Raw genomic sequence first — 24,874 nt, 5'->3', positions numbered from 1 at the left:
CAATTCGACAGGCGGCGGACGCCGCCTGGTGATTTGAATCCAAGGAGACCGATATGGCGGACCATGTAATCAAGGTATTGAACGATCTCATCGAAACCTCGAAGGATGGCGAAAAGGGCTTTACCGCCGCGGCCGACGACACCAAGACCGCTGAACTGCAGGAACTCTTCAGGAACCGCGCGCGCGATTGCGCCGCCGGCGCGTCGGAGTTGCAGGCCTTGGTGAGCCAAATGGGCGGCAAGCCGGAAGACAGCGGGACGGTGTCCGGCGCTATGCACCGGGGCTGGACCAACCTGAAGGCCGCCGTTGCAAGCCGCACGGATCTCGTCCTGCTCGAAGAGTGCGAACGCGGCGAGGACGTGGCGAAGGCGGCCTACGCCAAAGCCCTGAAAGATATCCTGCCGGAAAATGTTCGAGCGATCGTCGAACGCCAATACCAGGGCGTGCTGCGCAATCACGACCAGATACGCGACCTGCGTAACCGCTACCGGGCCACGACCTAACGTGCCTGACGTTCCCCCGGCGCGCTGATCGCCGCCGGGGGAACGGTGCTGCAATGGCACTCCCTGGCCTGAAGCCGCCTCACCTTCCACGGCGGCGCCTCACCGCGAACCGAAAGCCGAAGCAAAACACCCTGCCGGGTATTGCGTGAATTTTTCTCAATCTGCCCGCAAACCCAATTCACGCTATATCGCCTATAAAGCCGGGTTCGCTTTTCCATCGCCTTTCCCAGTTCGGAGTTCCCATGTCATTGCTGTTGCCCACCACGCTCGTCGGTTCGTATTCCCAGCCCGATTGGCTGATCGATCGCAAGCGTCTCGGCGACCGGTTCCCGCCGCGCGTGCGCGCCCAGGAACTCTGGCGCGTCGCGCCGGAATGGCTGGAACAGGCCCAGGACGACGCCACCCTGCTGGCGATCCGTGACCAGGAAACCGCCGGCATAGATATCATCACCGACGGCGAAGTCCGCCGCGAAAGCTACTCCAACCGCTTCGCCACCGCGCTGGAAGGCGTGGACCTGGACAACCCGGGCTCGGCCCTGGACCGCAGCGGCCATCCCAACCCCGTGCCGCGCGTGATGGGCAAGATCCGCCGCAAGCACGCCGTGCAGGTGCGCGACGTGCAATTCCTGCGCGCGCACACCGACCGCCAGATCAAGATCACGGTTCCAGGTCCGTTCACCATGGCGCAGCAGGCGCAGAACGATTTCTACGGCTCGGAAACCGAGATGGCCTACGACTACGCCCAGGCCGTGAATGAAGAAATCCACGACCTGTTCGCGGCCGGCGCCGACGTGGTGCAGATCGACGAACCCTACATGCAGGCGCGCCCCGAGAAGGCCCGCGAATACGGCGTGGAAGTGCTGAACCGCGCCCTCGAAGGCGTGACGGGCCGCACGGCCGTGCACATCTGCTTCGGCTACGCCGCCGTCATCCACGCGCGTCCGAACGGCTACTCGTTCCTGCCCGAGCTGTGCGGCTGCTCGGCGCACCAGATCTCGATCGAGACCGCCCAATCGAACCTGGACTGCGCGGTGCTGGACACCCTGCCCAACAAGGAAATCATGCTGGGGGTGCTGGACCTGTCGACCAACGAGATCGAGCAGCCCGAAGTGGTCGCCGCGCGCATACGCCGCGCGTTGCCGCACGTAGCGCCCGAACGCCTGATCATCGCGCCCGACTGCGGCCTGAAGTACCTGCCGCGCGACGTGGCCTTCGGCAAGATGAAGGCCATGGTCGACGGCGCCCGGATCGTGCGCGCCGAACTGGCCCAGCGCGCCTGAGCGCCAACCCTCAACCGCCCGCTGCCGGCCTAGGTGTCCATCCATGTTGCGCAAACTGATCGCCCTCTCTTTCTCGTTTCTGGCGCCGCTGGCGGCCGCCCAGGACTTCCCGACGCACCCGATCACGATCGTGGTGCCGGTGCCCCCCGGCGGCATCGTGGACCTGGCCGCGCGCCTGGCGAGCGAACCGCTGGCGACCGCACTGGGCCAACCGACCGTCATCGACAACCGGACCGGCGCCAGCGGCAACATCGCCTATAACCTGGTGGCGGCCGCGCAACCCGACGGGTATACGTTGCTGGCGTCGTACTCGATGTATCACGCCGGCAATCCGTCGATGTTCAACGGCTTGCGCTGGAACACCGAGTCGTTCAAGCCGGTGGGCATGGTGGCGGTGGCGCCGCACGTCGTGACGGTGCACCCCTCGCTGCCCGTGCATAACCTGAAAGAGCTGGTCGCCTATGCCAAGGCGCACCCCGGTGAAATCAACTATGCCTCGCAAGGCAGCGGTTCCGTGCCGCACGTCGGCACCGAACTGCTCAAGCAGATGACCGGCACGGACATGGTGCATGTGCCCTACAAGGGCTCGGGTCCGGCCATCCAGGACGTCCTGTCCGGCCGCGTCCAGCTCTTCGTGACCACGCCGCCATCGGTGATCGGCCATGTGCAGATGGGCAAGCTGCGCGCCATCGCCGTTGCCGGCGCCGCGCGCCACCCGATGATTCCGGATGTTCCCACCGCCGCGGAACAGGGGTATCCGGGCTTCGAGCTGGACGCCTGGGTAGCGCTGTTCGCGCCGGCCGGCACGCCGGACGCCGTGGTGCAGAAGATCAGCGCCGCGCTCGAGGCCGGGCTGCAAAAGCCGGAGCTCATCAAGACCGCCACCGAGGCGGGCGTGCGGGTGAATTATCAGAACCCCGAGCAGTTGGGCAAGACCGTGGCGCAGGATACGGCGCATTGGTCGCAGGTGATCAAGTCGGCGAACATTACAGTGAATTAAAAAGCCGGAGCGCTTATCGCACCAGTTCGGCATAGACCCGCTGGAATAACGCGAAGCGTTCCTTCAAGCCAACCACTCCCCCATTGATGCGACGCGTGATCCGCGCGAAGTCTTCCAGATCTTCATCGTGGGTCCGGTCATCCGCAAGCTCATTGAGCCCACGCGACTGCCAGAACCATCCTGCGCTCAGCGCGGCCCATTTCCGTTCCGACAGCAATTCCGGCGCATCGATCAGGTCCACGCCCATGGCGTCGCCTGCCGAGTCGTAGTTGCTGCGGCCGGTCAACTGGATGATTCCCCTTCCGCGAAACCGGTAGCCGTCGTTGCTCTGCGCATCGCCATTGCCCATCCGGCTCGCATACACCCTGTTGGCGAGCTTCTGGGGGTTGTTCACATATGGCAGGGCTGACGCCTCATCGGGAAACCGCTTTGGCCACACTTTGGTCAGCCGCGCGGCCGTCGTGAAGTTGAGGTTCTCTTCCAGCCGGTTGTATTGGCCCGATTCGTAGCCCGTCTGTGCAAGAAAACTCGCCATTCGGTCCGGCGTTTCTATTTCATATTTTTGAAATGCCGGGATCAGCGCATCGACCCAGGCTGCCGGACCTTGGCAATTCGGAAAGACTCGCTGCAGCTGCTCGGGACTCAGCATGATTGTTCCCCTTCGTGTCGCGCTGATTTTGAGCCAAGTCTCGCGGACATTTCATACCTCATTCTGGGTATGTTCAGAACCTGGTTTTTGAGGTCGCCTTCTTCATGCCGTCCTGCCGGGTCAGGGATTCCTGCAAGAATATATAAACTACATGTCCCCGATACCAGCACCGCCAGGCATGACCGATTCCGACCCGCACTCCCTCGCCCACACTTCCCAGAACCTCCTCGCTGCCGTCCGCCGCGACGCGCCCCTGGTGCAGTGCCTGACCAACTTCGTGTCCATGAACTACGCCGCCAACGCCGTGCTGGCCATCGGCGCGTCGCCCGCCATGGTGCATGCGGAACAGGAGGCGCCAGAGTTCGCGCGCATGGCCGGCGCGGTGGTGATCAACATCGGCACCCTGTCCGCCCCGTGGCTCGACAGCATGCTGCTGACCGCCGAGGCCGCCCGCCAGACGAGTACGCCTTGGGTGCTGGACCCGGTCGCGCATCACGCTACCGCCTTTCGCCGCGACGCCATTCAGCGCCTGATGGATCTCGGGCCCACCATCGTCCGCGGCAATGCGTCGGAGATCATTGCGCTGGCCGGTGGCCAGAGCGCGGGCAAGGGCGTGGATGCGCGCGACGCCGTCGCCCAAGCGGAGCAATCCGCCCTGGACATCGCAAAACGCCGCCAGACAGTCGTGGCAGTGACTGGCGAAGTGGACTTCGTCACTGACGGAAGGCGCTCGGTACGCATTGCAGGCGGTTCCCCTTTGATGCCCCGCGTGACCGCAACCGGCTGCGCGCTCAGCGCCGTCGTCGGCGCCTTCGCCGCCGTGTCCAAAGACGACCCGTACACCGCGGCCGTCGCCGCCCTCTCCTGCTTTGGCATCGCCGGCCAGCGGGCAGCCGTGCAGGCGGAAGGGCCGGGATCTTTCGCCTGGCGGTTCCTGGACGCGCTGGCCGCGCTGGAGCCTGACTGCCTGAACCGGGAATCGCCGCTGCGTTGATATTGCCCCGGCCGTGTCACGGGTAGGTCACACACCGTCCCCAGAATTCCTTCCTTCAACACGGAGGAAAGACGGTGCAGCCACACGTACGCAAGATCTTCGCGGTATCCGCCAGCTTTGCGCTGATAGCCAGCCTGTCCGCCTGCGGCGGCGATGACGATGACGACAACGCCGCGCCCGGCACGCCGCCTCAAGCCAGCGTGCCCCAGGGAGCGACGTTGGATGTCGCCATTCTGGGCACGACCGACCTGCACGCCAATGTGCTGGGCTATGACTATTACAAACTTGCCGAAGACAAGAGCTATGGCGTGGACCGCACCGCCACGCTGATCGCGAACGCGCGCAAGCAGCACCCGAACACGCTGCTGTTGGACAATGGCGACACGATCCAGGGCACCGCGCTGTCGGACTACCAGGCGCTGGTGTCGCCGGTGCAATGCTCGGGCATGATCGCCGTCTACAAGCAGATGAAGCTGCTGTCCTATGACGCGGCCACCATGGGCAACCACGAATTCAACTATGGCCTGCCCTTCCTGTCGCAGATCACCAATGTGGACTTCGGGCTGGCCGGCATCGGCAAGGGCACGGCGCTGACCAATCCGGCCGGCGCGAAGGACTGCGCGGCGCCGGAATTCCCGTTCGTGTCGGCCAACGTGGTGTCCGCGGCTTCCAAGCAGCCCATCTTCAAGCCCTGGGTGCTGTTGAACAAGACGTTCCAGGCCACGGACGCGAGCGGCAAGCGCATCGATGTGCCGCTCAAGGTCGGCGTGATCGGCTTTGCGCCTCCGCCCATCATGCAATGGGACAAGGCCAACCTGGAAGGCCACGTGGAGGTCACGGGCTGGAAGGAGACGGCGGCGCGCTACGTGCCGGAAATGAAGGCGGCGGGTGCGGACCTGATCGTGGCGCTGGCGCACGGCGGGATCGACCTGACGACCGCCTATAGCCCGGGCATGGAGAACGGCGCGGGCTACCTGAGCCAGGTGCCCGGCATCGACGCGCTGATCACGGGCCACCAGCATCTGCTGTTTCCCGACACGAACGCCAAATCGCCGTTCGCCGGACAGCCGGGCGTCGAACTGGAGAAGGGCCTGATCAATGGCGTGCCGACGGTGCAGGCGGGCCAGTGGGGCAACAATCTGGGCCAGATCACGCTGACGCTAACGTACGACCAGGGTTGGCAGGTGCGCAAGGACGCGACCCAGGTGCAGCGCATCTCCACGCGCCTGACCGCGCAGAGCGGCGCCACGCCCGCCACCTACGTGGAGCCGGACGCCGCCGTGCAGCAGCTCGTGCAGGCCGAGCACGCGGCAACCATCGACTACGTCAAGACGCCGATCGGGGAGAGCCAGTTCGACATGGCCACGTACTACGCGCTGACGGGCGACGTCTCCGCGCTGCAGGTCGTGAACATGGCGCAGATCGACTATCTGACCGATTACATCGCGAAGAACAATCCGTCATACGCAGGCCTGCCCATCCTGTCGGCCGCCGCGCCGTTCAAGGGCGGCCGCAATGGCCCGGGCGACTTCACCTATGTGCAGCAAGGCAACATCGCCATCAACAACGCCGCGGATCTCTACCTGTATCCCAACACGCTGCAGGTGGTGCGGGTCAGCGGCGACATCGTGCGCCAATGGCTGGAGAAGACCGCTGAACAGTTCAAGCAGATCGACCCGGCTCAGGTCGCGCCGCAGGACCTGATCGACACGAGCTTTCCGACGTTCAACTTCGACGTGCTTTACGCCGCCGGCAACACCTTGCAGTACGAGATCGACGTGACCCAGCCCAAGGGCTCGCGGATCACGGGATTGATGTATCAGGGCGCGCCGCTGGATCTGGCCGCGGAGTTCCTGGTCGTGACCAACAACTATCGCGCCAGCGGCGGCGGCGACTTCCCCGGCCTGGCGGGCGGCAAGGGCGACATCGTGTTGCAGGCCCCTGATGCCAGCCGCGACGTGCTGATCAGCTACATCAAGAAGAACCCGACGCTGGACCTGTCGACCTACGGCCTGGACCGAAGCTGGCGCTTCAAGCAACTGGGCGTCCTGGCGGGGCCGGTGGTGTTCTCGTCGGTGCCGGGCACCCTGGCGATGGCCACGGCGCATGGCGTGACCAATGTCTCGGTGTACGACGCCACGCCGGACCCGGTCACGCAGTTGTCGCGCTACGCGATCGATCTCAGCCTGTAGCGCGGCAGGCTGGGCAGGCGGGCGCCCTGCAATGGGGCGCTCTGCCTTGGGGTTCCGCGCCTAGCGGTAATACACGCAAATGCGCTTGCCGCCGATCTCGTGCACGTCGATCGGCAGTTCGTAGAGTTCGCTCAGCACGTCCGGCCGGATCAATTCGGCCGGCGTGCCGTGGCGGGCGATGCGCCCTTGCCGCATCGCCACGATGCGGTCCGCGTAGCTGGAGGCAAAATTGATGTCGTGCAGCACCAGCACAACCGTCTTCCCCAGTTCGTCCGCCGCCCGGCGCAAGGTGCCCATCATGGCGACGGCATGCTTCATGTCCAGGCTGTTCAGCGGCTCGTCCAGCAGCACGTAGCGCGTGTCCTGGCACAGCACCATCGCCACGAACGCGCGCTGGCGCTGTCCGCCGGACATCTCGTCCAGATAGCGGCCGGCCAGCGGCTCCAGGTTCAGATACGCGATGGCCTGGTCGATATGGCCCTTGTCGTCCAATGTCAGGCGGCCGCCCGTGTGCGGATAGCGGCCAAAGGCCACCAGGTCCTTCACCGTCAGCCGCAGCGGCAGGTGGTTGTCCTGCCGCAGGATCGACAGGCGGCGCGCCAGTTCGCGGCTGTCGGCGCGCGTCACGTCCAGGCCTTCCACCAGCACGCGCCCCGCGCTCATGGGCAGCAACCGGCTCACCATGGACAGCAAGGTGGACTTGCCCGCCCCGTTCGGTCCGATGATGGCTGTGACTCCGCCCGCCGGCAGATGCAGGCTGACGTCGTCGATCACCACGGCATCGCCGTATTGCTTGCTGACGTTCTGGATTTCTATCATCGGCGCCCCTTGCGCAGGATCAGGACGAGGAACATTACGCCGCCCACGAATTCAATCACCACGCTGACCGTGGTGTTCAGGCCCAGCACGCGCTCCAGCAGCGTCTGCCCGCCCACCAGGAAGATCACGCTCAACAGGGCCGCAGCCGGCACCGTGTGCCTGTGCCTGTCGGAACCCATGGCGTGATAGGCCAGGTTGCTGACCAGCAGGCCGAAGAAGGTCACGGGCCCGACCAGCGCCGTGGACACCGACACCAGCACGGCAATCGCCGCCAAGGTCACCATCAGGGTGCGGCGGTAGTCCACGCCCAGGTTCACGGAGATCTCCCGCCCCAGCGCCAGCACGTCGTAACGGCGGCGCATGCGCCAGATCAGCAGGGACGCGCCGCACACGGCCGCCGCCGCAATCGGCAGCAGTTCCACGCGCACCGAATTGAAGCTGGCGAACATGCGGTCCTGCAGCACCAAAAATTCGTTCGGGTCGATCAGCCGCACCACGAAGCTGGACAGGCTGCGGAACAGCAGGCCGAAGATGATGCCCACCAGCATCATCAGGTGCAGGCTGCGCACGGCATCGGAAAACAGCCATCGGAACAGCAGGCAGGCGAACGCCGTCATGGCGCAGACCTCCAGCAGGAACGCCGCGACCGGATGGCTGGCGCTGGCCGCCGCCTGCCCGAAGCCGAACACCACCACGGCCTGGATCAGCAGGTACAGAGCATCGAAGCCCATGATCGCGGGCGTCAGGATACGGTTGTGCGTAATGGTCTGGAACAGCACCGACGACACCGCCACGGCATAGGCCACCAGCAGCATGGCCGCGAGCTTGCCGCCGCGAAACGGGATCACGAAGGACCACTGGCCATTCGCGCCCAGCGTCATGAAGGCGGCCACGCAGGCCAGCGCGACGGCCGCCAGCACTGCCAGGCGCCACGCCTGCGGCGAGCGCGCAACGGACACGGAAGGCAGGAACTCAGCCAAGGCGGTTCCTCCGCGTGCGCAGCAGCCACAGGAACAGGATGCTGCCCAGCACGCCCACGACGGTCCCGATGGGAATCTCGTAGGGGTGGATGACCAGCCGGCCGATGATGTCGCAGGCCAGCACGAACACCCCGCCCAGCGCGGCCACCCATGGGATGGCCCGGCGCATGTTGTCGCCCAGCACCAGGCTGACGGCGTTGGGCACGATCAGGCCCAGGAAGGGAATGCCGCCCGCAGTCACGACGACCACGGCCGAGATGGCCGACACGATCAGCAGGCCCACCAGCGTCAGCCGCGCATGGTTCAGTCCAAGGTTCGACGCGAACTCGCGGCCCATGCCGGCCACGGTGTAGCGGTCGGCGGCGGCATACGCCGCGCAGGCCAGGCCGAAGCCGATCCACAGCAGTTCATAGCGGCCGCGCAGCACGCCGGAAAAGTCGCCGGTGGTCCAGGCGTGCAGCGACTGCAGCAGATCGAAGCGGTACGCGATGAAGGTCGTCACCGCATGGATCACGCCGCCCAGGATCAGCCCGATCAGCGGCACGATGAAGGGCGTGCGCAGCGGCACCCGGCGCAGCAGCGCCAGGAACAGCAAGGTGCCGGCCAGCGCGAAGCCCGTGGCCGTCAGCATCTTGCCGATCACCGGCGTGTCGGGCGCCAGCAGCGTGACGGCCAGGATGCCCAGCGTGGCCGATTCCACGGTGCCCGCCGTCGTGGGTTCCACATAGCGGTTGCGCACCAGCATCTGCATGATCAGGCCGGCCACCGCCAGCGCCATGCCCGCCAGCAGCAGCGCCAGGGTCCGCGGAACGCGGCTGACCATCAGGAAGCGCCAGGCGCGTTCGGCTTCCTCGCCCCCGCTCCAGAGCGCCGCCCAGGACATCCGGCCCGCGCCCAGGCTGATGCTGGCCGCGCACAGCAGCAGCAACAGCATCAGCACGGCGGCCAGGCCGCCCCAGCCGCTCAACGCGCGCCGCCAGTTCACCGGCGGCCCATCCACGCATCCCGCATGCCGCTTACTTTCCTTGCGCCAGCGCCGCGGCGATCTGGTCCACGTTCTGCTGCATCGCCGTCAGGCCCGCGCTGCCCAGCAGATACCAGTTGAACCCGTTCAGATACACCACGCGCTGGTTCTTCCACGCCTTGGTCGGGCGCACCAGATCATTGTCCAGCATGCGCTGGGCCGACACGCCTTCGCGGCCGATGGCGGCGTCGCGGTCGATCACGAACAGCCAGTCCGGATCGGTCTGGGCGATGAACTCGAACGAAATCGCCTGTCCGTGATTCGACACGTTCAGGCCAGCGGCGGCAGGCTTGACGCCGAAAGCATCATGGATCACGCCGAAGCGCGAGCCGGGGCCGTAAGCGCTCATCTTGCCGCCGGTGGTCAGCACGATCAGCGCGGTACCCGAGCTGGCGGCCCGGGCCTTCAGGGACGAGATGGACGCGTCCAGCGCAGCCAGCTTTTCCTTGGCCTGCGCCTCTTTGCCGTAGATGGCGGCCAGCGTTTCGGTGTTGCGCTTCACGCTGCCGACCAGGTCCTTGGCATCGACCGTCAGGTCGACCGTCGGCGCCAGCTTGGCCAGTTCGTCGTACTTGGGCGCGGAGCGGCCAGCCACGAAGATGAGCTGCGGCGCGGCCGCATGGATGACCTCGTAATTGGGCTCGAACATCGTGCCCGCCTTCAGGTAGCGCTTGTCCGCGTACTGGGCCAGCTGCGGGGGCAGCTTGGCGGCGCTCGGCACGCCCGCCGGGTCCACGCCCAGCGCATGCAGGGTGTCCAGCACGGCCAGGTCCAGCACGATCGTCTTGGACGGATTGGCCGGCACGGCGGTTTCGCCGCGCGCGTGCTTGACCGGCACGGTGGTCTGCGCAGCGCAGACGGTGGCCGCGGCGCCCAGAACCAGAGCCGCGCCGGCCCGGGCCGCCCAGCGGCGGGCTTGGCCCGCCTGTATTCCATACTTCATGCAAACTCTCCAGTGTGGGCGCGGCGCGCCCGTCGATCTCAGAACTTCACGCCCACGCCCAGCCAGTACCGGCGACCGTCCTCGACATAGCCGAAGTCTTCGTAGGCGACCTGCTTGTCGAACAGGTTGTAGATGCCGGCATAGACCGAAACGGTCTTGTTCACGGCGTACGATCCGCCCAGGTCCACAAAGGTGTAGGACGGGGCCACCAGGTCTCCCGACGACGGACCGGTGATGGGCTGGCTTTCGCGGCCGCGGAAATTCACACGGGCCCAGGCCTGCAGCGCATCCGACGGCTGCCAGTTCACGGTGGTGGTGAACAGGTGCTTGGGCAGTTGGTTCAGCGGTTCGCCCTTGTACTGCCCCGACTTCTGTTCCGACTTGGTGTACGTGTAGCTGCTGGTCATGGACCAGTCGCTGGCCAGCGGCAGCTTCAGGCTGGCTTCGACCCCGCGCGACACCGCCTTGTCGACGTTCATGTACGTGGTCGGGTTCGAACCGAACTGGTTCGGGCCGTCCGTGCACTGGGACAGCGGGCACGCCACGCGGGTGATCTTGTCCTTGAAGTCGTTGTTGAAGAGCGTCACGCCCGCGTTCATGCCCTCGCCGTCGTCGTACAGCAGGCCGATTTCCTGGGTCACCGATTTTTCAGGCGTCAGGTCCGGATTGCCGTACATATTGCCGCCGCGGCTGGTCTGGCCCCAGCCAGCCACCGTCTGCCGCAGATCGGGCGCGCGAAAGCCCGTGGATACGCCGCCCTTCAGCGTCCAGCGCTCGGCCATGTGCCACACGCCATACAGGCGCGGGCTGAAATGCGAGCCGAAGTTCTCGTCTTCGTCCATGCGCAGGCCGGTGGTGACGGCGAAGCTCTCGGTGAGGCGCCATTCGTCTTCGGCAAACAGGGCCCATTGATAGCGTTCGACCTTGTTCGGGCCGCCGGCCAGTTGGTTGCCGGTCTGGTCGTTCAGGCGCTGGCTGAGATAGCTGCCGCCCAGCGTCAGCATGTGCGAACCCAGCGGCAAGGACCACGAGGTCTGCAGGTCCAGGTTCTTGATCTTCATCTGGCGCGAGCGGTTGTCGAACTCTTCCTCTTGCACATAGCTGTCCGACACGCCCCAGCCCCAGCGCCCGGTGTGGGACAGCGCCCACTTGCTGCTGCGGTAGTCGGTTTCCGACGACGCCGGGCAGCCCGTGCGCGCGCATGCTTCGCCCGGCGCCAGCGGCTGGACGGTCTTGCCCAGCGTTTCCTGGAACTTCTGGCGCATCGCGGTTGCTTCCAGCACGATGTCGTGATCGCGGTTGGGCGTCAGCGCCAGCTTGGCGGTCACGGACTCCGCGTTGCGCTTGCGGAATCCGTCATAGATGTCGTCTTCGTCGCGCTGCGTAGCCTGGCCGTAGATCTGCAGGCCGAGCAGATCGTTCTTGATCGGGCCGGCAAGGTAGAAGTTGCCCTGGTAGATATCGCCCGACTTGCTGCTCTCCTGGATCGTCGTATCCATGCGGATCTCGCCGTGCCACTCGGACGGCACCTTGCGCGTGATGATGTTGATCACCCCGCCCATGGCGTCTGAGCCGTACAGCGAAGACATGGGGCCACGCACCACTTCGATGCGCTCGATGGCGGACAGCGGCGGCGTCCAGCCGCCCTCCACGCCCGTGGAATCCGAGTTGGTGCGCGTCTCGCGGGAGCTCTGGCGCTTGCCGTCGATCAGAATCAAGGTGTACTTCGGCCCCATGCCGCGCAGGCTGATGTCCTGGCGGTCGCCGCCGCCGGTGACGATGACGCCGGGCACTTCCACCAGCGCGTCGTTCAGGTCGCGGTAGAACTTCTTGTCCAGGTCCTCGCGGGTGATGACGCTGATCGAGGCGGGCGCATCCTGGATGCGCTGCTCAAAGCCGCTGGCCGTGACCACCACGGTGTCCATGGTCGTGGCGGTGTTCGCGCCCTGCGCCCAAAGGGCCGCGGGCCCCATGCCGAAACCCGCGGCGCACAGGGCCGCGGCCAACTGCGTGCGTGACGCCACGACGCGCCGGCCGGCGGCCAGTTGTTTCCTGCTCATGATTCCGATTTCTCCCGTCTCAGGCCCGCGCCACACCCCGCGTGCGGCGTCGTGTCTGTCTCTGTCTTATGAATGAAAACCATTCTCATATTAGAATTGGACCTGGCGGGAGCCGGCAACACGCTTTCCGCATCTTTTATCTTCTTTGCATTTCTTGACACTTCGGCGCGCGGCCTTCGGCCAAACTGCCGGATGCAGGACGCTGACGACGCATGCCTTTCACTTACTCAACGGTGGCGCACCGCATTTTGCTGATCGACGACGACGTCGAACTGGCCGAGATGCTGCGCGAATACCTCGAACCCAATCATTGCCAGCTCACGCTCGCGCACACCGGCGCTCAGGGGCAGGCCCTGCTGTCGCAGGACGACTTCGAGCTGGTGCTGCTGGATCTGATGCTGCCCGACGGCAACGGACTCGACCTGCTCAAGCATTACCGGCAACGCTCGCGTCGGCCGGTCATCATGTTCACCGCGCACGGCGGCGAGACGGACCGCGTGCTGGGTTTGGAGTTCGGCGCCGACGACTACCTGGCCAAGCCTTTCAGCCCGCGCGAACTCAAGGCCCGCATCACCGCGGTCATGCGCCGCTTCGTGGAAACGCCCGACACCCCCCGGCCCTGCCTGAGCCTGGGCGCGCTATCGCTGGATCCGGCCACCGGGCGCGCGCGCCTGGGCGCCGACGAGGTCGCGCTGACCGGCGCCGAACAGCGCATCCTGGAGATCCTCATGCGCGCGCCGGGCCAGGTGATCGCCCGCGACCAGATCGGCCTGTACGCGCTGGGGCGCACGCCCGACCGCTACGACCGCAGCATCGACACCCACATCAGCAGCCTGCGCAAGAAGCTGCGCCTGGACACCAGCGCCGACACCTTGTCCATCCGCAACCTGCGCGGCCTGGGCTATGTGCTGGCGGGCGCCGCATGATGGCCTGGCACCCCGCCCGTTCCTTGTTCGGGCGCGCCTTCCTGACCTTCTGGGGCGCGATGGCCGTGATCCTGGTGTGCGGCATGATGCTGACCGCCGCGGTCGCCTGGTACCGCTTCAATTCGCTGGACGGCCTGAACCCCGGCAATCTGACGCGCGACGCCGCCCAGATCGCCCACACGTACGGCAAGGAAGGACTCGAGCGCTGGGTCTGGGCCATGGACAAGCGCTACTCGGCCCTGAAGATCTACATCATGGACAGCCAGGACGCGGATATCCTGGGCCGGCGCCTGCCCACCCGCATGCATGACTGGCTGATCGCCTACCGCGCGGCGCCCGACCGGTCCCCGCGCGCGGACTACCCGCCCGCCGATCCGACGGGCGAGCGCGTGTCCTGGTGGGAGCCTCAATTGCTGACCCTGCCGGACGGCTCGGAACTGCTGATGCTGTTCCTGCCATTCGACGCTTCGCGCTGGGAAGTGCTGGCGCTATCGCCGGTGGCGCTGGCGCTGCTGCTGTTCGCGCTGGCGGTGACCGCGCCCTTCTGCTGGGCCCTGACGCGCCACATCACGGCGCCGCTGGCGCAGCTGCGCCACACTACCCATGCGCTTGCGGCCGGACGCCTAGACACCCACACGCCGCCCAAGCTCGCAAAGCGCAAGGATGAACTCGGCCTGCTGGCGCGCGACTTCGACGCGATGGCGGTCCGCCTGAAGGCGCTGGTCGACACGCGGGAACAGCTTCTGCACAACATCGCGCACGAACTGCGGTCCCCCCTGGCGCGCTTGCGGCTGGCCTCGGAGCTGGCGCGGCGCAACGACGAACGGCGCGACCTGCAGCTGGACCGTATCGAACGCGAATGCGAGCGCCTGGATTCCCTGGTGGGCAACACGCTGCGGCTGGCCCGCGTGGGCGCGCTGCCCGCGCCCACCGAAACGCTGGATCTGTCGGAAGTCGTGGCGGGCGTGGTGGAAGATGCCCGCTACGAAGCAGAAGGCCGTCACCTGCGCATCGCGTGGGATGCGCCGCCGCCGGTGCCGATACTCGGCGACCGCTGCAGCCTGGCCAGCGCCATCGAAAACGTGCTGCGCAACGCCCTGCGCTTCGCCCCGCCGCACAGCATGATCCGCGTGCGGTTGCTGGTCGACGCCAACGAGGCGAGCCTGGAGATCGAGGATCGCGGGCCGGGCGTGGCCACGCAAGACCTGGCCTCCCTGTTCGAACCCTTCTACCGCGCCGCCTCGTCTCCGGGCAGCGGGGCCGGCCTGGGCCTGTCCATCGCGCAGGCCGCGGTGGCCGCCCACAAAGGGGTCATCTCGGCGCGCAACGTATCACCGCATGGTCTGAGCGTGCGCATGGATCTGCCGCGCTTGCGCGCCTGATCTTCAGAAGCCCTGAAAGGCGATTGCCGGGCTGGTCAGTCGGCATCCGCCAGTATGGCCGCCGGCAGGCGCGGCAGGACGCGCATGGCGTTGGCCGTGGTGGCATGGGCCACCTGCGCTGGCGTGATCCCGCGCAGCTCCGCCAGCACCTGGGCAATACGGACCAGCTCGCCCGGGCGGTTGCGCCGCTCGGGCGGATGCAGCCAGGCGGGGGGGATGTCGGGCGCGTCGGTTTCCAGCACCAGGTGCTCAAGCCCCACATCCACCGCATGCCGGCGAATCTGCAGCGCGCGCTCGTAGGTCATGGCGCCTCCCATGCCCAGCGCGAAGCCATGATCGATGAACGCTTGCGCCTGCTGGGCGCTGCCGTTGAACGCATGCGCGATGCCTCCGATGCGGTCGTGCCGGCGCAGATGCTTCAAGAGGATGTCCTGGGACTTGCGCACGTGCAGCAGCACCGGCAGCCGGAACTCCGCCGCCATCGCCAACTGGGCGGCATAGAAACGTTCCTGGCGCTCGCGCGGTTCGCCCGAGGCGATCTCGGGCACGAAGAAATCCAGGCCGATCTCGCCAATGGCGACAAAGCGGGGGTCTCCCAGCGCTTGCCTGATGGCGTCGCGCAGCGCGTCCAGATCGGAATCGGCCGCGCGCTGCACGAACAGGGGATGGATACCCAGCGCGTAGGCACCTCCGGCGACCTGGGCGGCCAGGTCGCGCACCACCGGGAAGTTGGCGCGCTCGACCGCGGGGATCACGATGGCCTGAACGCCGGCCTCGCAGGCCTGGTCGGCTACCTGTTCACGGTCGGCGTCGAACTCGGCGGCGTCCAGATGGCAATGGGTGTCGATGAGCATGGGCGTGGTCTCCTAGGCTGGATTATCCGCCCGCTCCGTCTAACCCGAAACCAGGCGGCCGTTTTCCATCAGCAACTGGCGGTCCGCGCGGGCGGCCAGCTCCGGGTCGTGCGTCACGATGGCGAACGCCGTGCCCGACTCCTGGTTCACCCGCGTCAGCAGTTCGAACATATTGTGCGCCGTGTGCCGATCCAGGTTGCCCGTGGGCTCGTCCGCCAGCACGCACACCGGCCGGGTCACCAGCGCGCGCGCCAGCGCCACCCGCTGGCGTTCGCCGCCCGACAACTGTCCGGGGAAGTGGCCTTCCCGGGCGGTTAGCCCCACCAGGCCCAGCACCTCGTGCGCGGCCTGGCGTGCCATGTCGCGGTTCTCGCGGCGCACGATCAGCGGCATGGCCACGTTGTCCAGCGCCGAAAACTCCGCCAGCAGGTGGTGGAACTGGTACACAAAGCCCAGGCTGCGGTTGCGCACCGCGCTTTTCTTCGCTTCCGACAAACCGACGGCCAATTGCCCATCGACGGACACGGACCCGCTGGACGGCATGTCCAGCAAGCCCAGGATATGCAGCAAGGTGCTTTTGCCGGAGCCCGAGGCGCCCACGATGGCGACCATCTCGCCGCGCGCCACCGACAGGGTGACGTTGCTCAGGACCTCGATGCGGGCGGGGCCTTCGTCGTAGACCTTGACGATGTTGTCGGCCTGCAGCGCTGGCGTCAGGGAATCAGTCATGGCGCAGCACCTGTGCGGGTTGCAGGCGCGATGCGCGCCAGCTCGGATACAAGGTCGCCAGCAGCGAAAGCACCAGCGACGTCACGCCGATCGTGACGATGTCGCCGATCTGGGGATCGGACGGCAGCGCGCTGATGAAATAGATCTCGCGCGGCAGGAAGTGCACGCCCAGCAGGCGCTCGATGAAGGGCACGATCACATCGACGTTGTAGGCGATGGCGATGCCGCCGGCCACGCCCAGCAAGGTGCCGATCACGCCGATCAGCGCGCCCTGCACCAGGAAGATGCGCGCCACTTCGCCAGGCCCCGCGCCCAGCGTGCGCAGGATGGCGATATCAGATTGCTTGTCCTTCACGGCCATGACCAGGGACGACAGCAGGTTGAACGCCGCCACAGCCACGATCAGGGCCAGGATCAGGAACATCATGCGCTTTTCGGTCTGCACCGCCGCGAACCAGGTGCGGTTGTTGCGCGACCAGTCGCTGGCCATCACATAGGGCGGCAGGACGTTCCGAAGCTCGGCCGCCACTTCGGGAGCCTTCTGCATGTCGGCGATCCGCAAGCGCACGCCGGCGGTGCCGCTTTCGCGGAACACCCGGGCGGCGTCTTCGTTGTCGACGAAGGCAAGCGACGAATCGTATTCATAGTGGCCGGAAGAAAACACGCCCACGACGGTGAACTGGCGCATGCGCGGCGCGAAGCCCGCCGGGCTGATGGAGCCCTGCGGCGCCATCATCAGCAGCGTGTCGCCCGGCTTGACGCCCATGCCGTCGGCCAGCTCGTTGCCCAGCACCACGCCAAAGCCGCCCGGCTTCAGATCGGTCAGCTTGCCCGACACCATCTGCCGGGGCAGGTCGGACACGTTGCCCTCGGTGGCGGGGTCAATGCCGCGCACCTGGACGCCGCGCAGGGCCTGTCCGCGCACCAGCATGCCCTGGGCCGCCACGAACGGCGCGCCGGCCTTGACTTCGGGACTCTGTTCGGCCGCGGTGGCGAACTGCTGCCACTGTTCAAGCACCCGTTCGGGCGAGGCGCCGGGAATGTAGAGTTCGATGTGCGGCAGCACCGACAGCATGCGGTCGCGGACTTCCTTCTGGAACCCGTTCATCACGGACAGCACCACGATCAGGGCGGCGACGCCCAGCGCGATCCCGGCCATGGAACTGGCGGCGATGAAGGAGATGAAGCGATCGCGGCGCCCGCGTCGCTGGCGGATTCGGGCCAACCCGGCATAGCGGGCGCCTATCCAGAGTTCGTAGGGTATTTTCAGCACGAGCGCATTATTGCATTAACCGCCTTTGGATCGCCCCGCGGATGTGCGGGTCCACGACCAGGCGTGACAAGCTATGGCAGCCGCCGGCGCCGCTTAGTTCCCCTGGCCCGCGCGGACTACAATCGCGGCCATGCTGATCGTCATTCCGGGCGCCCTGCCCGCCCTCCCCGTTGCCGCCGAACTGGCCAAACTGCTGCCGGAACGCGCGCCCACGCTGCACGGCTGGCTGCAGGCTGCCCCGGCCAGGCCCGAACCCTTCGACCTGCGCGCGCAGGGCTGCACGGCCTTCGAATCCTGGCAGCTCGACCGCGCGGGTTACACGCCAGAACCGGGCCTCCTGCAAGGCGCGGGCCTGGGCCCGCTGCTGGCCGGCGGCCAGGACGACGGCGCGGCCATCTGGCTGGCCGACCTGGTCCATCTGGCGCTGGGCACGGATCAGGCCACCCTGCTGGACCCCGGCATCATGGATCTGCGCGCGGAGGAAACGGCCGCCCTGCTGGATACGGCGCGTCCTCTGTTCGAGGACACCGGCTTCGCGGTCCAGGCCCTGTCGCCCGAACGCTGGCGCCTGCGCCTGCCGGAAGGCCTGCGTCCCCAGACCGCCAGCCCGATGGCCGTGGCGGGGCAGCGCCTGAACGAATGGTGGCGCCAGGACGCCGCGATGCGCCCGTGGCGGCGGCTGCTCAATGAAATACAGATGGCGTGGCACGAACACCCCGTCAATGACGCCCGCGCGGCCCGCGGCGCGCCCCCGGTCAACGCCCTCTGGCTGTATGGCGGGGGCACGCCCTGGACGGCGGCGTCGGCGGCCCCCGCGCAAGTGCTGACCACGCTGGACGCCCCACAGCGGGCCGGCGACTGGGCGGCATGGCTGGATGCCCTGGCCGAACTCGACGCGCGCCACCTGCGCCCGCTGGCCGGCGCCAAAGGGCTGCCCGCCACGCCCGTGGACCTGCTGCTGCTGGGCGACGACCGCAAGGCCGCCCTTACCCTGAAACCGCGCGGGGGCCTGCTAGCCTTGCTGCCCGCCCCCAAGAAAAACTGGAGCGCCTGGTGGTCTCACCCCGCTTAACGATCCGTCCGGCCGATCTGGCCGCCTGCCACGCCCTGGAAGCCTCGGGCGTCCATCCCCTGCTGGCGCGCCTGTGGGCCGCCCGCGGCGTCACGCATCCCGACCAGACCAGGCTGGCCTGGCCGTCGCTGCTGCCGCCCGCCGGCCTGACGCATTCCGCGCACGCCGCCGGCGTTCTGGCCGACGCCATCCAGGCCGGCAAGAAGCTGTTGATCGTGGCCGACTACGACTGCGACGGCGCCACCGCGTGCGCGGTGGGATTGCGCGCCCTGTCCGCCATGGGCGCGGACGTGGACTTCCTGGTCCCCAACCGTTTCGAGACCGGCTACGGCCTGTCCCCCGCCGTGGTGGACCTGGCTTGCCAGCACCGCGCCGGCAAGCCCGACATCATCATCACGGTAGACAACGGCATCGCCAGCGTGGACGGCGTGGCCGCCGCCAACGCGGCCGGCATCGGCGTGGTCATCACCGACCACCACCTGCCGGGCGACACCCTGCCGGACGCCCTGGCCATCGTGAACCCCAACCAGCCGGGCTGCGGCTTCCCGTCCAAGAACCTGGCCGGCGTGGGCGTCATCTTCTACATGATGCTGGCCTTGCGCGCCGAGCTGCGCCGCCGCGGCGTCTACGCCGCCGATGGCGGGCCGCGCCTGGACGCGCTCTCCGATCTGGTCGCGCTGGGCACGGTGGCCGACGTGGTCAAGCTGGACGCCAACAACCGCCTGCTCGTCACGCAAGGCCTGCAGCGCATGCGCAGCGGCCGCCTGCAGCCGGGCCTGCGCGCGCTGTTCGCCGTCGCCGGCCGCGAGCCGCGCAGCGCCAACGGCTTCGACCTGGGCTTTGCCCTGGGTCCGCGCATCAACGCCGCCGGCCGGCTGGCCGACATGAGCCTGGGCATCGCCTGCCTGACCACCGACGACGAAGCGCAGGCGCTGGAAATGGCCCGCGAGCTCGACAACATCAACCGCGAACGCCGCACGATCGAAGCCGAGATGCGCGAACAGGCGTTGGCCGCGATGGAAGAACCCAGCGCGTCGGCGGGCGCCACCGTCTGCGTATTCGATCCTGGCTGGCACCAGGGCGTCGTGGGACTGGTGGCCTCGCGCCTGAAGGAAAAATTCTGGCGGCCAACGCTGGCCTTCGCACCCGCGGGCGACGACGAAATCCGCGGTTCCGGCCGCTCGATCCCCGACGTGCATCTGCGCGACGCGCTGGACCTGGTATCCAAGCGCCATCCCAACCTGATCCGCAAATTCGGCGGCCACGCCATGGCGGCCGGCCTGACGCTGGGCAAGGCGGACTTTCCCGCCTTCGCGCCCGCCTTCGACGCGGCCGTGCGCGAACTGACCGGGCGGGACAGCTTCGAGCCCGTCATCGAAACCGATGGATCGCTGGAAACCGGCTACGCCAATGCCGACGTGGCCGGCATGCTGCAGCAGCAGGTCTGGGGCGCGGGCTTTGCCGCGCCGCTGTTCCTGGACGAGTTCGTGGTGCGCAACCAGCGCCTGGTCGGCGAAAAGCACCTGAAGCTGTCGCTGGAGCGCGGCCACCAGCGCTTTGACGCCATCTGGTTCGGCCACGACCAGTCCCTGCCGGAACACATCCAGGCCGCCTACCGCCTGGAGCAGAACGTCTGGAACGACATGGTGTCGGTGCAGCTGGTCATCGAGCACGCCGCATAAAAAGGGACGCGGCGGGCGCCTGTCCCGGCACGCCCGCCCCCATCGGCCCCATCCACGGTAAAATGCCAGGTTTCGCACAAAAGTCATCAGGACAGGATCATCATGGAAGCCGAACGTCAGAACCAGCTCGCAGCCCGCCTCGCCGATTACGCGGAGCGCGAACAGGCTCTACGGAGGTATCTTTGACTACGATGCCAAAGCTGAACGCCTGCACGTTGTAAACGCCGAGCTCGAAGACCCGGCCGTCTGGAACGACCCCAAGCACGCCCAGGACCTGGGCCGTGAAAAGAAAGCGCTGGAAGACGTGGTGGAAACCCTCACGCTCCTGGGCTCCGGGTTGGCCGACTCGAACGAACTCTTCGAACTGGCCGCCTCCGACGACGACGACGCCACCCTCGAATCAATCGAGCAGGACGCCGACGCCTTCCAGGAAAAGCTCGAAAGCCTGGAATTCCGCCGCATGTTCTCGAATCCGGCCGATCCCCTGAACTGCTTCCTGGACATCCAGGCCGGCGCGGGCGGCACGGAAGCGCAGGACTGGGCCTCGATGCTGCTGCGCCAGTACCTCAAGTACGCCGAACGCAAGGGCTTCAAGGCCGAGATCCTTGAAGAATCCGACGGCGAAGTCGCGGGCATCAAGTCGGCCACGATCAAGATCGAAGGCGAATACGCCTTCGGCTACCTGCGCACCGAAACCGGCGTGCACCGCCTGGTCCGCAAGAGCCCCTTCGATTCTTCCGGCGGACGCCACACGTCGTTTGCCAGCGTCTTCGTCTACCCGGAAGTCGATGACTCGTTCGAAGTCGATGTGAACCCCGCCGATCTGCGCGTGGACACCTATCGCGCCTCGGGCGCGGGCGGCCAGCACATCAACAAGACCGACTCGGCCGTGCGCCTGACCCACATCCCCACCGGGATCGTGGTCCAGTGCCAGAACGACCGTTCGCAGCACCGCAACCGCGCCGAAGCCATGCAGATGCTGAAGTCCAAGCTCTACGAACTGGAAATGCGCAACCGCATGGCCGAACAGCAGAAGCTGGAAGACTCCAAGACCGATGTGGGCTGGGGCCACCAGATCCGTTCCTACGTGCTGGACCAGAGCCGCATCAAGGACCTGCGCACGAACGTCGAAATCTCCAACACGCAGAAAGTGCTGGACGGCGATCTGGATCCCTTCATCCAGGCCAGCCTGAAGCAAGGCGTCTAAGTTCCGCGATTCTTCCCGCTACCCTCACCCAGAGGTCCACGAATGTCTGACACCATCGCAATTCTTACCGGCGCTTCACGCGGTATCGGCGCCGCCATGGCGCGCAGCCTGGCCAAACCCGGCACCCGCCTGATCACGCTGGCGCGCCGCGAAGACCCCGAGCTGGCCGCTTATGCGCGCTCGCAGGACGTGCAACTGGAACAGCTGTCCGTGGACCTCTCGGACGTGCAAGCGGCCGAATCCACCGCCGAACGCATCTGCGCCGCGCTGCCGCGCGACGCGAAGCGCTATCTGCTCATCAACAACGCGGGCACGGTGCACCCCGTGGCGCGCACCGACGCGCTCACCGACGGCGCGGCCATCACCGCCGCCGTCAACCTGAACATCACCGCCGTCATGCTGCTCACGGCGCGCTTCCTGGCTGCCGTGACCGGCCTCCAGGCCGACCGCCGCGTGCTGAGCATCTCCTCCGGCGCGGGCCGCAACCCGACCGCCGGCTGGGGCGTGTACTGCGCCACCAAGGCCGCGCTCGACATGCATGCGCGCGTGGTCAAAGCAGAGCAAGGCGCCGACGGCGTCCGCATCGTCGCGCTGGCCCCCGGCATCGTCGACACCGACATGCAGGCCACCCTGCGCGCCAGCGACCCCGCAAGCTTCCCGGCGGTGGCAAGGTTCCAGGACCTCCACGCGACCGGCAAGCTGACCTCGCCCGCCCACGTAGCCTCCCGCCTCCTCGCCTACCTGGATCGCGAAGATTTCGGCACGACCGAAATCGACGACATCCGCAATTACGACTGATCCCCCGACCATGACCGACCACTCGACCACTCCGGCTCCCGCCCAGGATGAAAACCGCTTGATCGCCGAACGGCGCGCCAAGCTGGCCAAACTGCGCGAAACCGGGGTCGCGTACCCCAACGATTTCGTTCCGGACGCCCGCGCCGCCGCCCTGCATGACAAGTACGACGGCGAGGAGCAGGAAGCCCTGGCCGCCGCCGCCGTCACCGTCAAGGTCGCCGGCCGCATGATGCTCAAGCGCGTCATGGGCAAGGCCAGCTTCGCCACGCTGCAGGACAGCACCGGCCGCATCCAGATCTACCTGGACCGCGGCACGCTGGGCGAAGACAACTACGCCGCGTTCAAGCAATGGGACATCGGCGACATCATCGCGATCGAAGGGTCGGTCTTCAAGACCAACAAGGGCGAACTGTCGGTGCATGCCGCCACGGCGCGCCTGCTGTCGAAGTCGCTGCGCCCCCTGCCCGACAAGTTCCATGGCGTGGCCGACCAGGAACTGCGCTACCGCCAGCGCTACGTCGACCTGATCATGACCGACGCCACCCGCCGCACATTCGAGGCCCGCAGCAAGGCCGTGGGCAGCATCCGCCAGTTCATGCTGAACTCAGGCTTCCTCGAAGTCGAAACCCCCATGCTGCACCCGATCCCGGGCGGCGCGGCGGCCAAGCCCTTCGTCACGCATCACAACGCGCTGGACATGGAAATGTACCTGCGCATCGCACCCGAGCTCTACCTGAAGCGCCTGATCGTCGGCGGCTTCGAGCGCGTGTTCGAAGTCAACCGCAACTTCCGCAACGAAGGCGTCAGCCCGCGCCACAACCCTGAATTCACGATGATGGAATTCTATGCGGCCTACGCGGAATACCGCTGGCTCATGGACTTCACCGAAGAGCTGATCCGCCAGGCCGCCATCTCGGCCACCGGCAGCGCCGTCCTCACCTACGGCGAACGCGAGCTGGACCTGTCCAAGCCCTTCGACCGCCTGACCATCTGCGAAGCCATCCTGAAGTACGCCCCGGGCTACACGCAGGCGCAGTTGGACGACGCCGTCTTCGTGCGCGCCGAACTCAAGAAGCTGGGCGCCGACGCCGACGGCCCGGTGCTGTCGCGCGCCGGCCTGGGCGCGCTGCAGCTTGCGCTGTTCGAAGAGACCGCCGAAGCCAAGCTCTGGAACCCCACCTACATCATCGACTATCCGGTGGAAGTCTCGCCGCTGGCGCGCGCTTCCGACACCCGCGCAGGCATCACCGAACGCTTCGAGCTCTTCATGACGGGCCGCGAAATCGCCAACGGCTTCTCGGAGTTGAACGACCCCGAAGACCAGGCCGAACGCTTCCGCTCGCAGGTCGAAGCCAAGGACGCCGGCGACGAAGAAGCCATGTTCTATGACGCCGACTACATCCGCGCCCTGGAATACGGCATGCCCCCGACGGGCGGCTGCGGCATCGGCATCGACCGCCTGGTCATGCTGCTGACCGACAGCCCCAGCATCCGCGACGTCATCCTCTTCCCGCATCTGCGCCGTGAAGACTAAGCAGCGGTCGGCATCATGATCTTCAAGATCCTGATGCTTCTGCTGGTCGTGGCGGGGCTGGTCTACTGGATCAAGCAGCCTCGCCGCGTCCAGCCCGGCACGCCTTACCGGCCCGTGGCCGCGCGCCGCCCGGTATTCATCGCCTTGTGCATCGCCACCGCGATTGCCGCCGTGGCGGCGCTGCTGACCGCCCTGCTGTGGATGGGTGGCGTGGCGGGCGGCGTCACTGGCGGGGGCTATCACGGCGAGGCGGACTTCCTGCTGCCCGTATCCGGATCCCTGCTGGCGCTGTCCATCGCCTGCGCGGTGGCGGCATTTCTCAAGCGCCGGGGCTAGGCTCGCAGGGCCACTTGCCGGCGCCCGCCGGCAACGCCGGCAACGCTGCCTGCAGCATCGCATCGATGAACTCCGCCGGCGCCAGCCGCCCGCCGGGCTTGTACCACTGCACGGTCAGGTTCATCGCGCCCAGCACGCAGCGCTTGATGACGCGCGCGTCGCCGCTGATCAACCGGACCTCCACCGCCGCCGCCACCACCGACTGCCACATCGCCTCATAGCGGTCGCTGAGCACCTTCACCGCCGCCTGGCTTGGCCCCGACAGGCTGCGCCATTCGTACACCAGCGCATTCATCGCATCTCCGCCCGCGCCGTGCAGCATGCTCCACATGTGAACGCGGAACAGCGCCGCCAGCCGATCCGCCGGCACGTCATAGCAGGCCAGCGCCCGTTCGCCAAGGTCGATCACTTCCTGGATGCCGTTGTTCATGACCGCCACGAGGATCTCTTCCTTGCTGCGGAAATGATGGAACAGGCTGCCGGACTGCAGGCCCACGGCGCGCGCCAGCTCGCGCACCGTCGTGCGCTCATAGCCGCGCCTGCTGAATAGCCGTCCCGCCGTCAGGACCAGTTCCTTGCGGCGTTCGGAATCCGCGCCTTCGTCCCGCGACGCCGCCGTCCCGGTCTTGTCCATACC

General features: G+C 67.0%; 23 protein-coding genes. 13 read left to right on the top strand and 10 right to left on the bottom strand.

Annotation, left to right across the window (positions count from 1 at the left end):
- The first annotated feature begins 53 nt into the window (after positions 1-53).
- The 3 genes from ASE30_RS02570 (at position 54) to ASE30_RS02560 (ending at position 2,783) form a co-directional block, all read left to right on the top strand.
- Positions 54-503 carry a PA2169 family four-helix-bundle protein gene (locus tag ASE30_RS02570; protein WP_057282673.1) on the top strand — a complete coding sequence of 150 codons (450 nt, stop codon included), beginning with the start codon at positions 54-56 and terminating at the stop codon, positions 501-503.
- 242 nt (positions 504-745) lie between these two features.
- Positions 746-1,783 carry a uroporphyrinogen decarboxylase family protein gene (locus ASE30_RS02565; protein ID WP_057282672.1) on the top strand — a complete coding sequence of 346 codons (1,038 nt, stop codon included), beginning with the start codon at positions 746-748 and terminating at the stop codon, positions 1,781-1,783.
- 46 nt (positions 1,784-1,829) lie between these two features.
- Positions 1,830-2,783 (top strand): Bug family tripartite tricarboxylate transporter substrate binding protein, encoded by a 954-nt coding sequence (locus tag ASE30_RS02560; RefSeq protein WP_369819296.1) that lies wholly within the window; start codon positions 1,830-1,832, stop codon positions 2,781-2,783.
- Positions 2,784-2,796: 13 nt separating this feature from the next.
- On the opposite strand, the gene ASE30_RS02555 is transcribed toward ASE30_RS02560, so the two are convergent.
- On the bottom strand, positions 2,797-3,432 hold the full coding sequence (locus ASE30_RS02555) for a glycoside hydrolase family 19 protein (protein ID WP_057282670.1): 636 nt from the start codon (positions 3,430-3,432) through the stop codon (positions 2,797-2,799).
- A 178-nt stretch (positions 3,433-3,610) separates the two neighbouring features.
- On the opposite strand from ASE30_RS02555, the gene thiM reads away from it, so the two are divergent.
- Complete coding sequence (gene thiM, locus ASE30_RS02550) at positions 3,611-4,426, top strand: hydroxyethylthiazole kinase (protein ID WP_057282669.1); 816 nt, start codon at positions 3,611-3,613, stop codon at positions 4,424-4,426.
- A 74-nt stretch (positions 4,427-4,500) separates the two neighbouring features.
- Positions 4,501-6,618, top strand: coding sequence for a 5'-nucleotidase C-terminal domain-containing protein (locus ASE30_RS02545; RefSeq protein ID WP_057282668.1), 2,118 nt, complete (start codon positions 4,501-4,503; stop codon positions 6,616-6,618).
- 60 nt (positions 6,619-6,678) lie between these two features.
- On the opposite strand, the gene ASE30_RS02540 is transcribed toward ASE30_RS02545, so the two are convergent.
- The 5 genes from ASE30_RS02540 to ASE30_RS02520 all read right to left on the bottom strand — a co-directional run bounded on the left by ASE30_RS02540 (position 6,679) and on the right by ASE30_RS02520 (position 12,444).
- A complete protein-coding gene (locus tag ASE30_RS02540) occupies positions 6,679-7,437 on the bottom strand; it encodes an ABC transporter ATP-binding protein (protein WP_057282667.1) in 759 nt (252 codons plus the stop codon).
- On the bottom strand, positions 7,434-8,363 hold the full coding sequence (locus ASE30_RS02535) for an iron chelate uptake ABC transporter family permease subunit (RefSeq protein ID WP_057283238.1): 930 nt from the start codon (positions 8,361-8,363) through the stop codon (positions 7,434-7,436). Before ASE30_RS02535 ends, ASE30_RS02540 begins: the two co-directional genes overlap by 4 nt.
- 46 nt (positions 8,364-8,409) lie before the next feature.
- The gene (locus ASE30_RS02530; RefSeq protein WP_057283237.1) at positions 8,410-9,351 is read right to left on the bottom strand and encodes an ABC transporter permease; all 942 of its coding nucleotides are present in this window, start codon (positions 9,349-9,351) and stop codon (positions 8,410-8,412) included.
- A gap of 82 nt (positions 9,352-9,433) precedes the next feature.
- The gene (locus ASE30_RS02525) at positions 9,434-10,384 is read right to left on the bottom strand and encodes a siderophore ABC transporter substrate-binding protein (RefSeq protein WP_082601421.1); all 951 of its coding nucleotides are present in this window, start codon (positions 10,382-10,384) and stop codon (positions 9,434-9,436) included.
- A gap of 38 nt (positions 10,385-10,422) precedes the next feature.
- On the bottom strand, positions 10,423-12,444 hold the full coding sequence (locus ASE30_RS02520; protein ID WP_057282666.1) for a ligand-gated channel protein: 2,022 nt from the start codon (positions 12,442-12,444) through the stop codon (positions 10,423-10,425).
- A 212-nt stretch (positions 12,445-12,656) separates the two neighbouring features.
- Here ASE30_RS02520 and ASE30_RS02515 point away from each other — a divergent pair, with 212 nt between their 5' ends.
- Together ASE30_RS02515 and ASE30_RS02510 are read left to right on the top strand one after the other, a co-directional pair.
- Positions 12,657-13,370 carry a response regulator transcription factor gene (locus ASE30_RS02515; RefSeq protein ID WP_057282665.1) on the top strand — a complete coding sequence of 238 codons (714 nt, stop codon included), beginning with the start codon at positions 12,657-12,659 and terminating at the stop codon, positions 13,368-13,370.
- Positions 13,370-14,752 carry an ATP-binding protein gene (locus ASE30_RS02510; protein ID WP_057283235.1) on the top strand — a complete coding sequence of 461 codons (1,383 nt, stop codon included), beginning with the start codon at positions 13,370-13,372 and terminating at the stop codon, positions 14,750-14,752. The genes ASE30_RS02515 and ASE30_RS02510 overlap by 1 nt, the downstream gene beginning before the upstream one ends.
- A gap of 35 nt (positions 14,753-14,787) precedes the next feature.
- Here ASE30_RS02510 and ASE30_RS02505 read toward each other — a convergent pair whose 3' ends face one another.
- Genes ASE30_RS02505 through ASE30_RS02495 form a run of 3 tightly spaced genes read right to left on the bottom strand, consistent with a single transcriptional unit; the run spans position 14,788 to position 17,560 of the window.
- Positions 14,788-15,606: a TatD family hydrolase gene (locus ASE30_RS02505; RefSeq protein WP_057282664.1), complete on the bottom strand. Its 819-nt coding sequence runs from the start codon at positions 15,604-15,606 to the stop codon at positions 14,788-14,790.
- Positions 15,607-15,645: 39 nt separating this feature from the next.
- Positions 15,646-16,335, bottom strand: a complete 690-nt coding sequence (locus tag ASE30_RS02500; RefSeq protein ID WP_057282663.1) for an ABC transporter ATP-binding protein — start codon at positions 16,333-16,335, stop codon at positions 15,646-15,648.
- On the bottom strand, positions 16,328-17,560 hold the full coding sequence (locus tag ASE30_RS02495; protein ID WP_235515186.1) for a lipoprotein-releasing ABC transporter permease subunit: 1,233 nt from the start codon (positions 17,558-17,560) through the stop codon (positions 16,328-16,330). The genes ASE30_RS02500 and ASE30_RS02495 overlap by 8 nt, the downstream gene beginning before the upstream one ends.
- Positions 17,561-17,738: 178 nt before the next feature.
- On the opposite strand from ASE30_RS02495, the gene ASE30_RS02490 reads away from it, so the two are divergent.
- From ASE30_RS02490 to ASE30_RS02465, 6 genes are all read left to right on the top strand, one after another.
- Positions 17,739-18,680 carry a hypothetical protein gene (locus ASE30_RS02490; protein ID WP_057282661.1) on the top strand — a complete coding sequence of 314 codons (942 nt, stop codon included), beginning with the start codon at positions 17,739-17,741 and terminating at the stop codon, positions 18,678-18,680.
- On the top strand, positions 18,662-20,362 hold the full coding sequence (recJ, locus tag ASE30_RS02485; RefSeq protein ID WP_057282660.1) for a single-stranded-DNA-specific exonuclease RecJ: 1,701 nt from the start codon (positions 18,662-18,664) through the stop codon (positions 20,360-20,362). Before ASE30_RS02490 ends, recJ begins: the two co-directional genes overlap by 19 nt.
- A 102-nt stretch (positions 20,363-20,464) precedes the next feature.
- A protein-coding gene (gene prfB, locus ASE30_RS02480; RefSeq protein ID WP_156407514.1) for a peptide chain release factor 2 occupies positions 20,465-21,569 on the top strand; the annotation gives its coding sequence in 2 pieces (ribosomal slippage) (positions 20,465-20,545 and positions 20,547-21,569; 1,104 coding nt in all).
- 42 nt (positions 21,570-21,611) lie between these two features.
- The gene (locus ASE30_RS02475; RefSeq protein WP_057282658.1) at positions 21,612-22,367 is read left to right on the top strand and encodes an SDR family oxidoreductase; all 756 of its coding nucleotides are present in this window, start codon (positions 21,612-21,614) and stop codon (positions 22,365-22,367) included.
- 10 nt (positions 22,368-22,377) lie between these two features.
- Positions 22,378-23,901, top strand: a complete 1,524-nt coding sequence (lysS, locus tag ASE30_RS02470; protein ID WP_057282657.1) for a lysine--tRNA ligase — start codon at positions 22,378-22,380, stop codon at positions 23,899-23,901.
- Between the two features lie 15 nt (positions 23,902-23,916).
- Positions 23,917-24,237 (top strand): hypothetical protein, encoded by a 321-nt coding sequence (locus ASE30_RS02465; RefSeq protein WP_057282656.1) that lies wholly within the window; start codon positions 23,917-23,919, stop codon positions 24,235-24,237.
- Here ASE30_RS02465 and ASE30_RS02460 read toward each other — a convergent pair.
- Positions 24,221-24,871: a TetR/AcrR family transcriptional regulator gene (locus ASE30_RS02460; protein WP_057282655.1), complete on the bottom strand. Its 651-nt coding sequence runs from the start codon at positions 24,869-24,871 to the stop codon at positions 24,221-24,223. The two genes, ASE30_RS02465 and ASE30_RS02460, sit on opposite strands and share 17 nt — an antisense overlap.
- Between the last annotated feature and the right edge of the window lie 3 nt (positions 24,872-24,874).

Origin of the sequence: Achromobacter sp. Root83 (assembly GCF_001428845.1) — a bacterium.
Classification (GTDB): Bacteria; Pseudomonadota; Gammaproteobacteria; order Burkholderiales; family Burkholderiaceae_B; genus Achromobacter.
The sequence above is the reverse complement of the archived record's forward strand: the minus strand, read 5'-3'. Positions and strand labels throughout refer to the sequence as shown.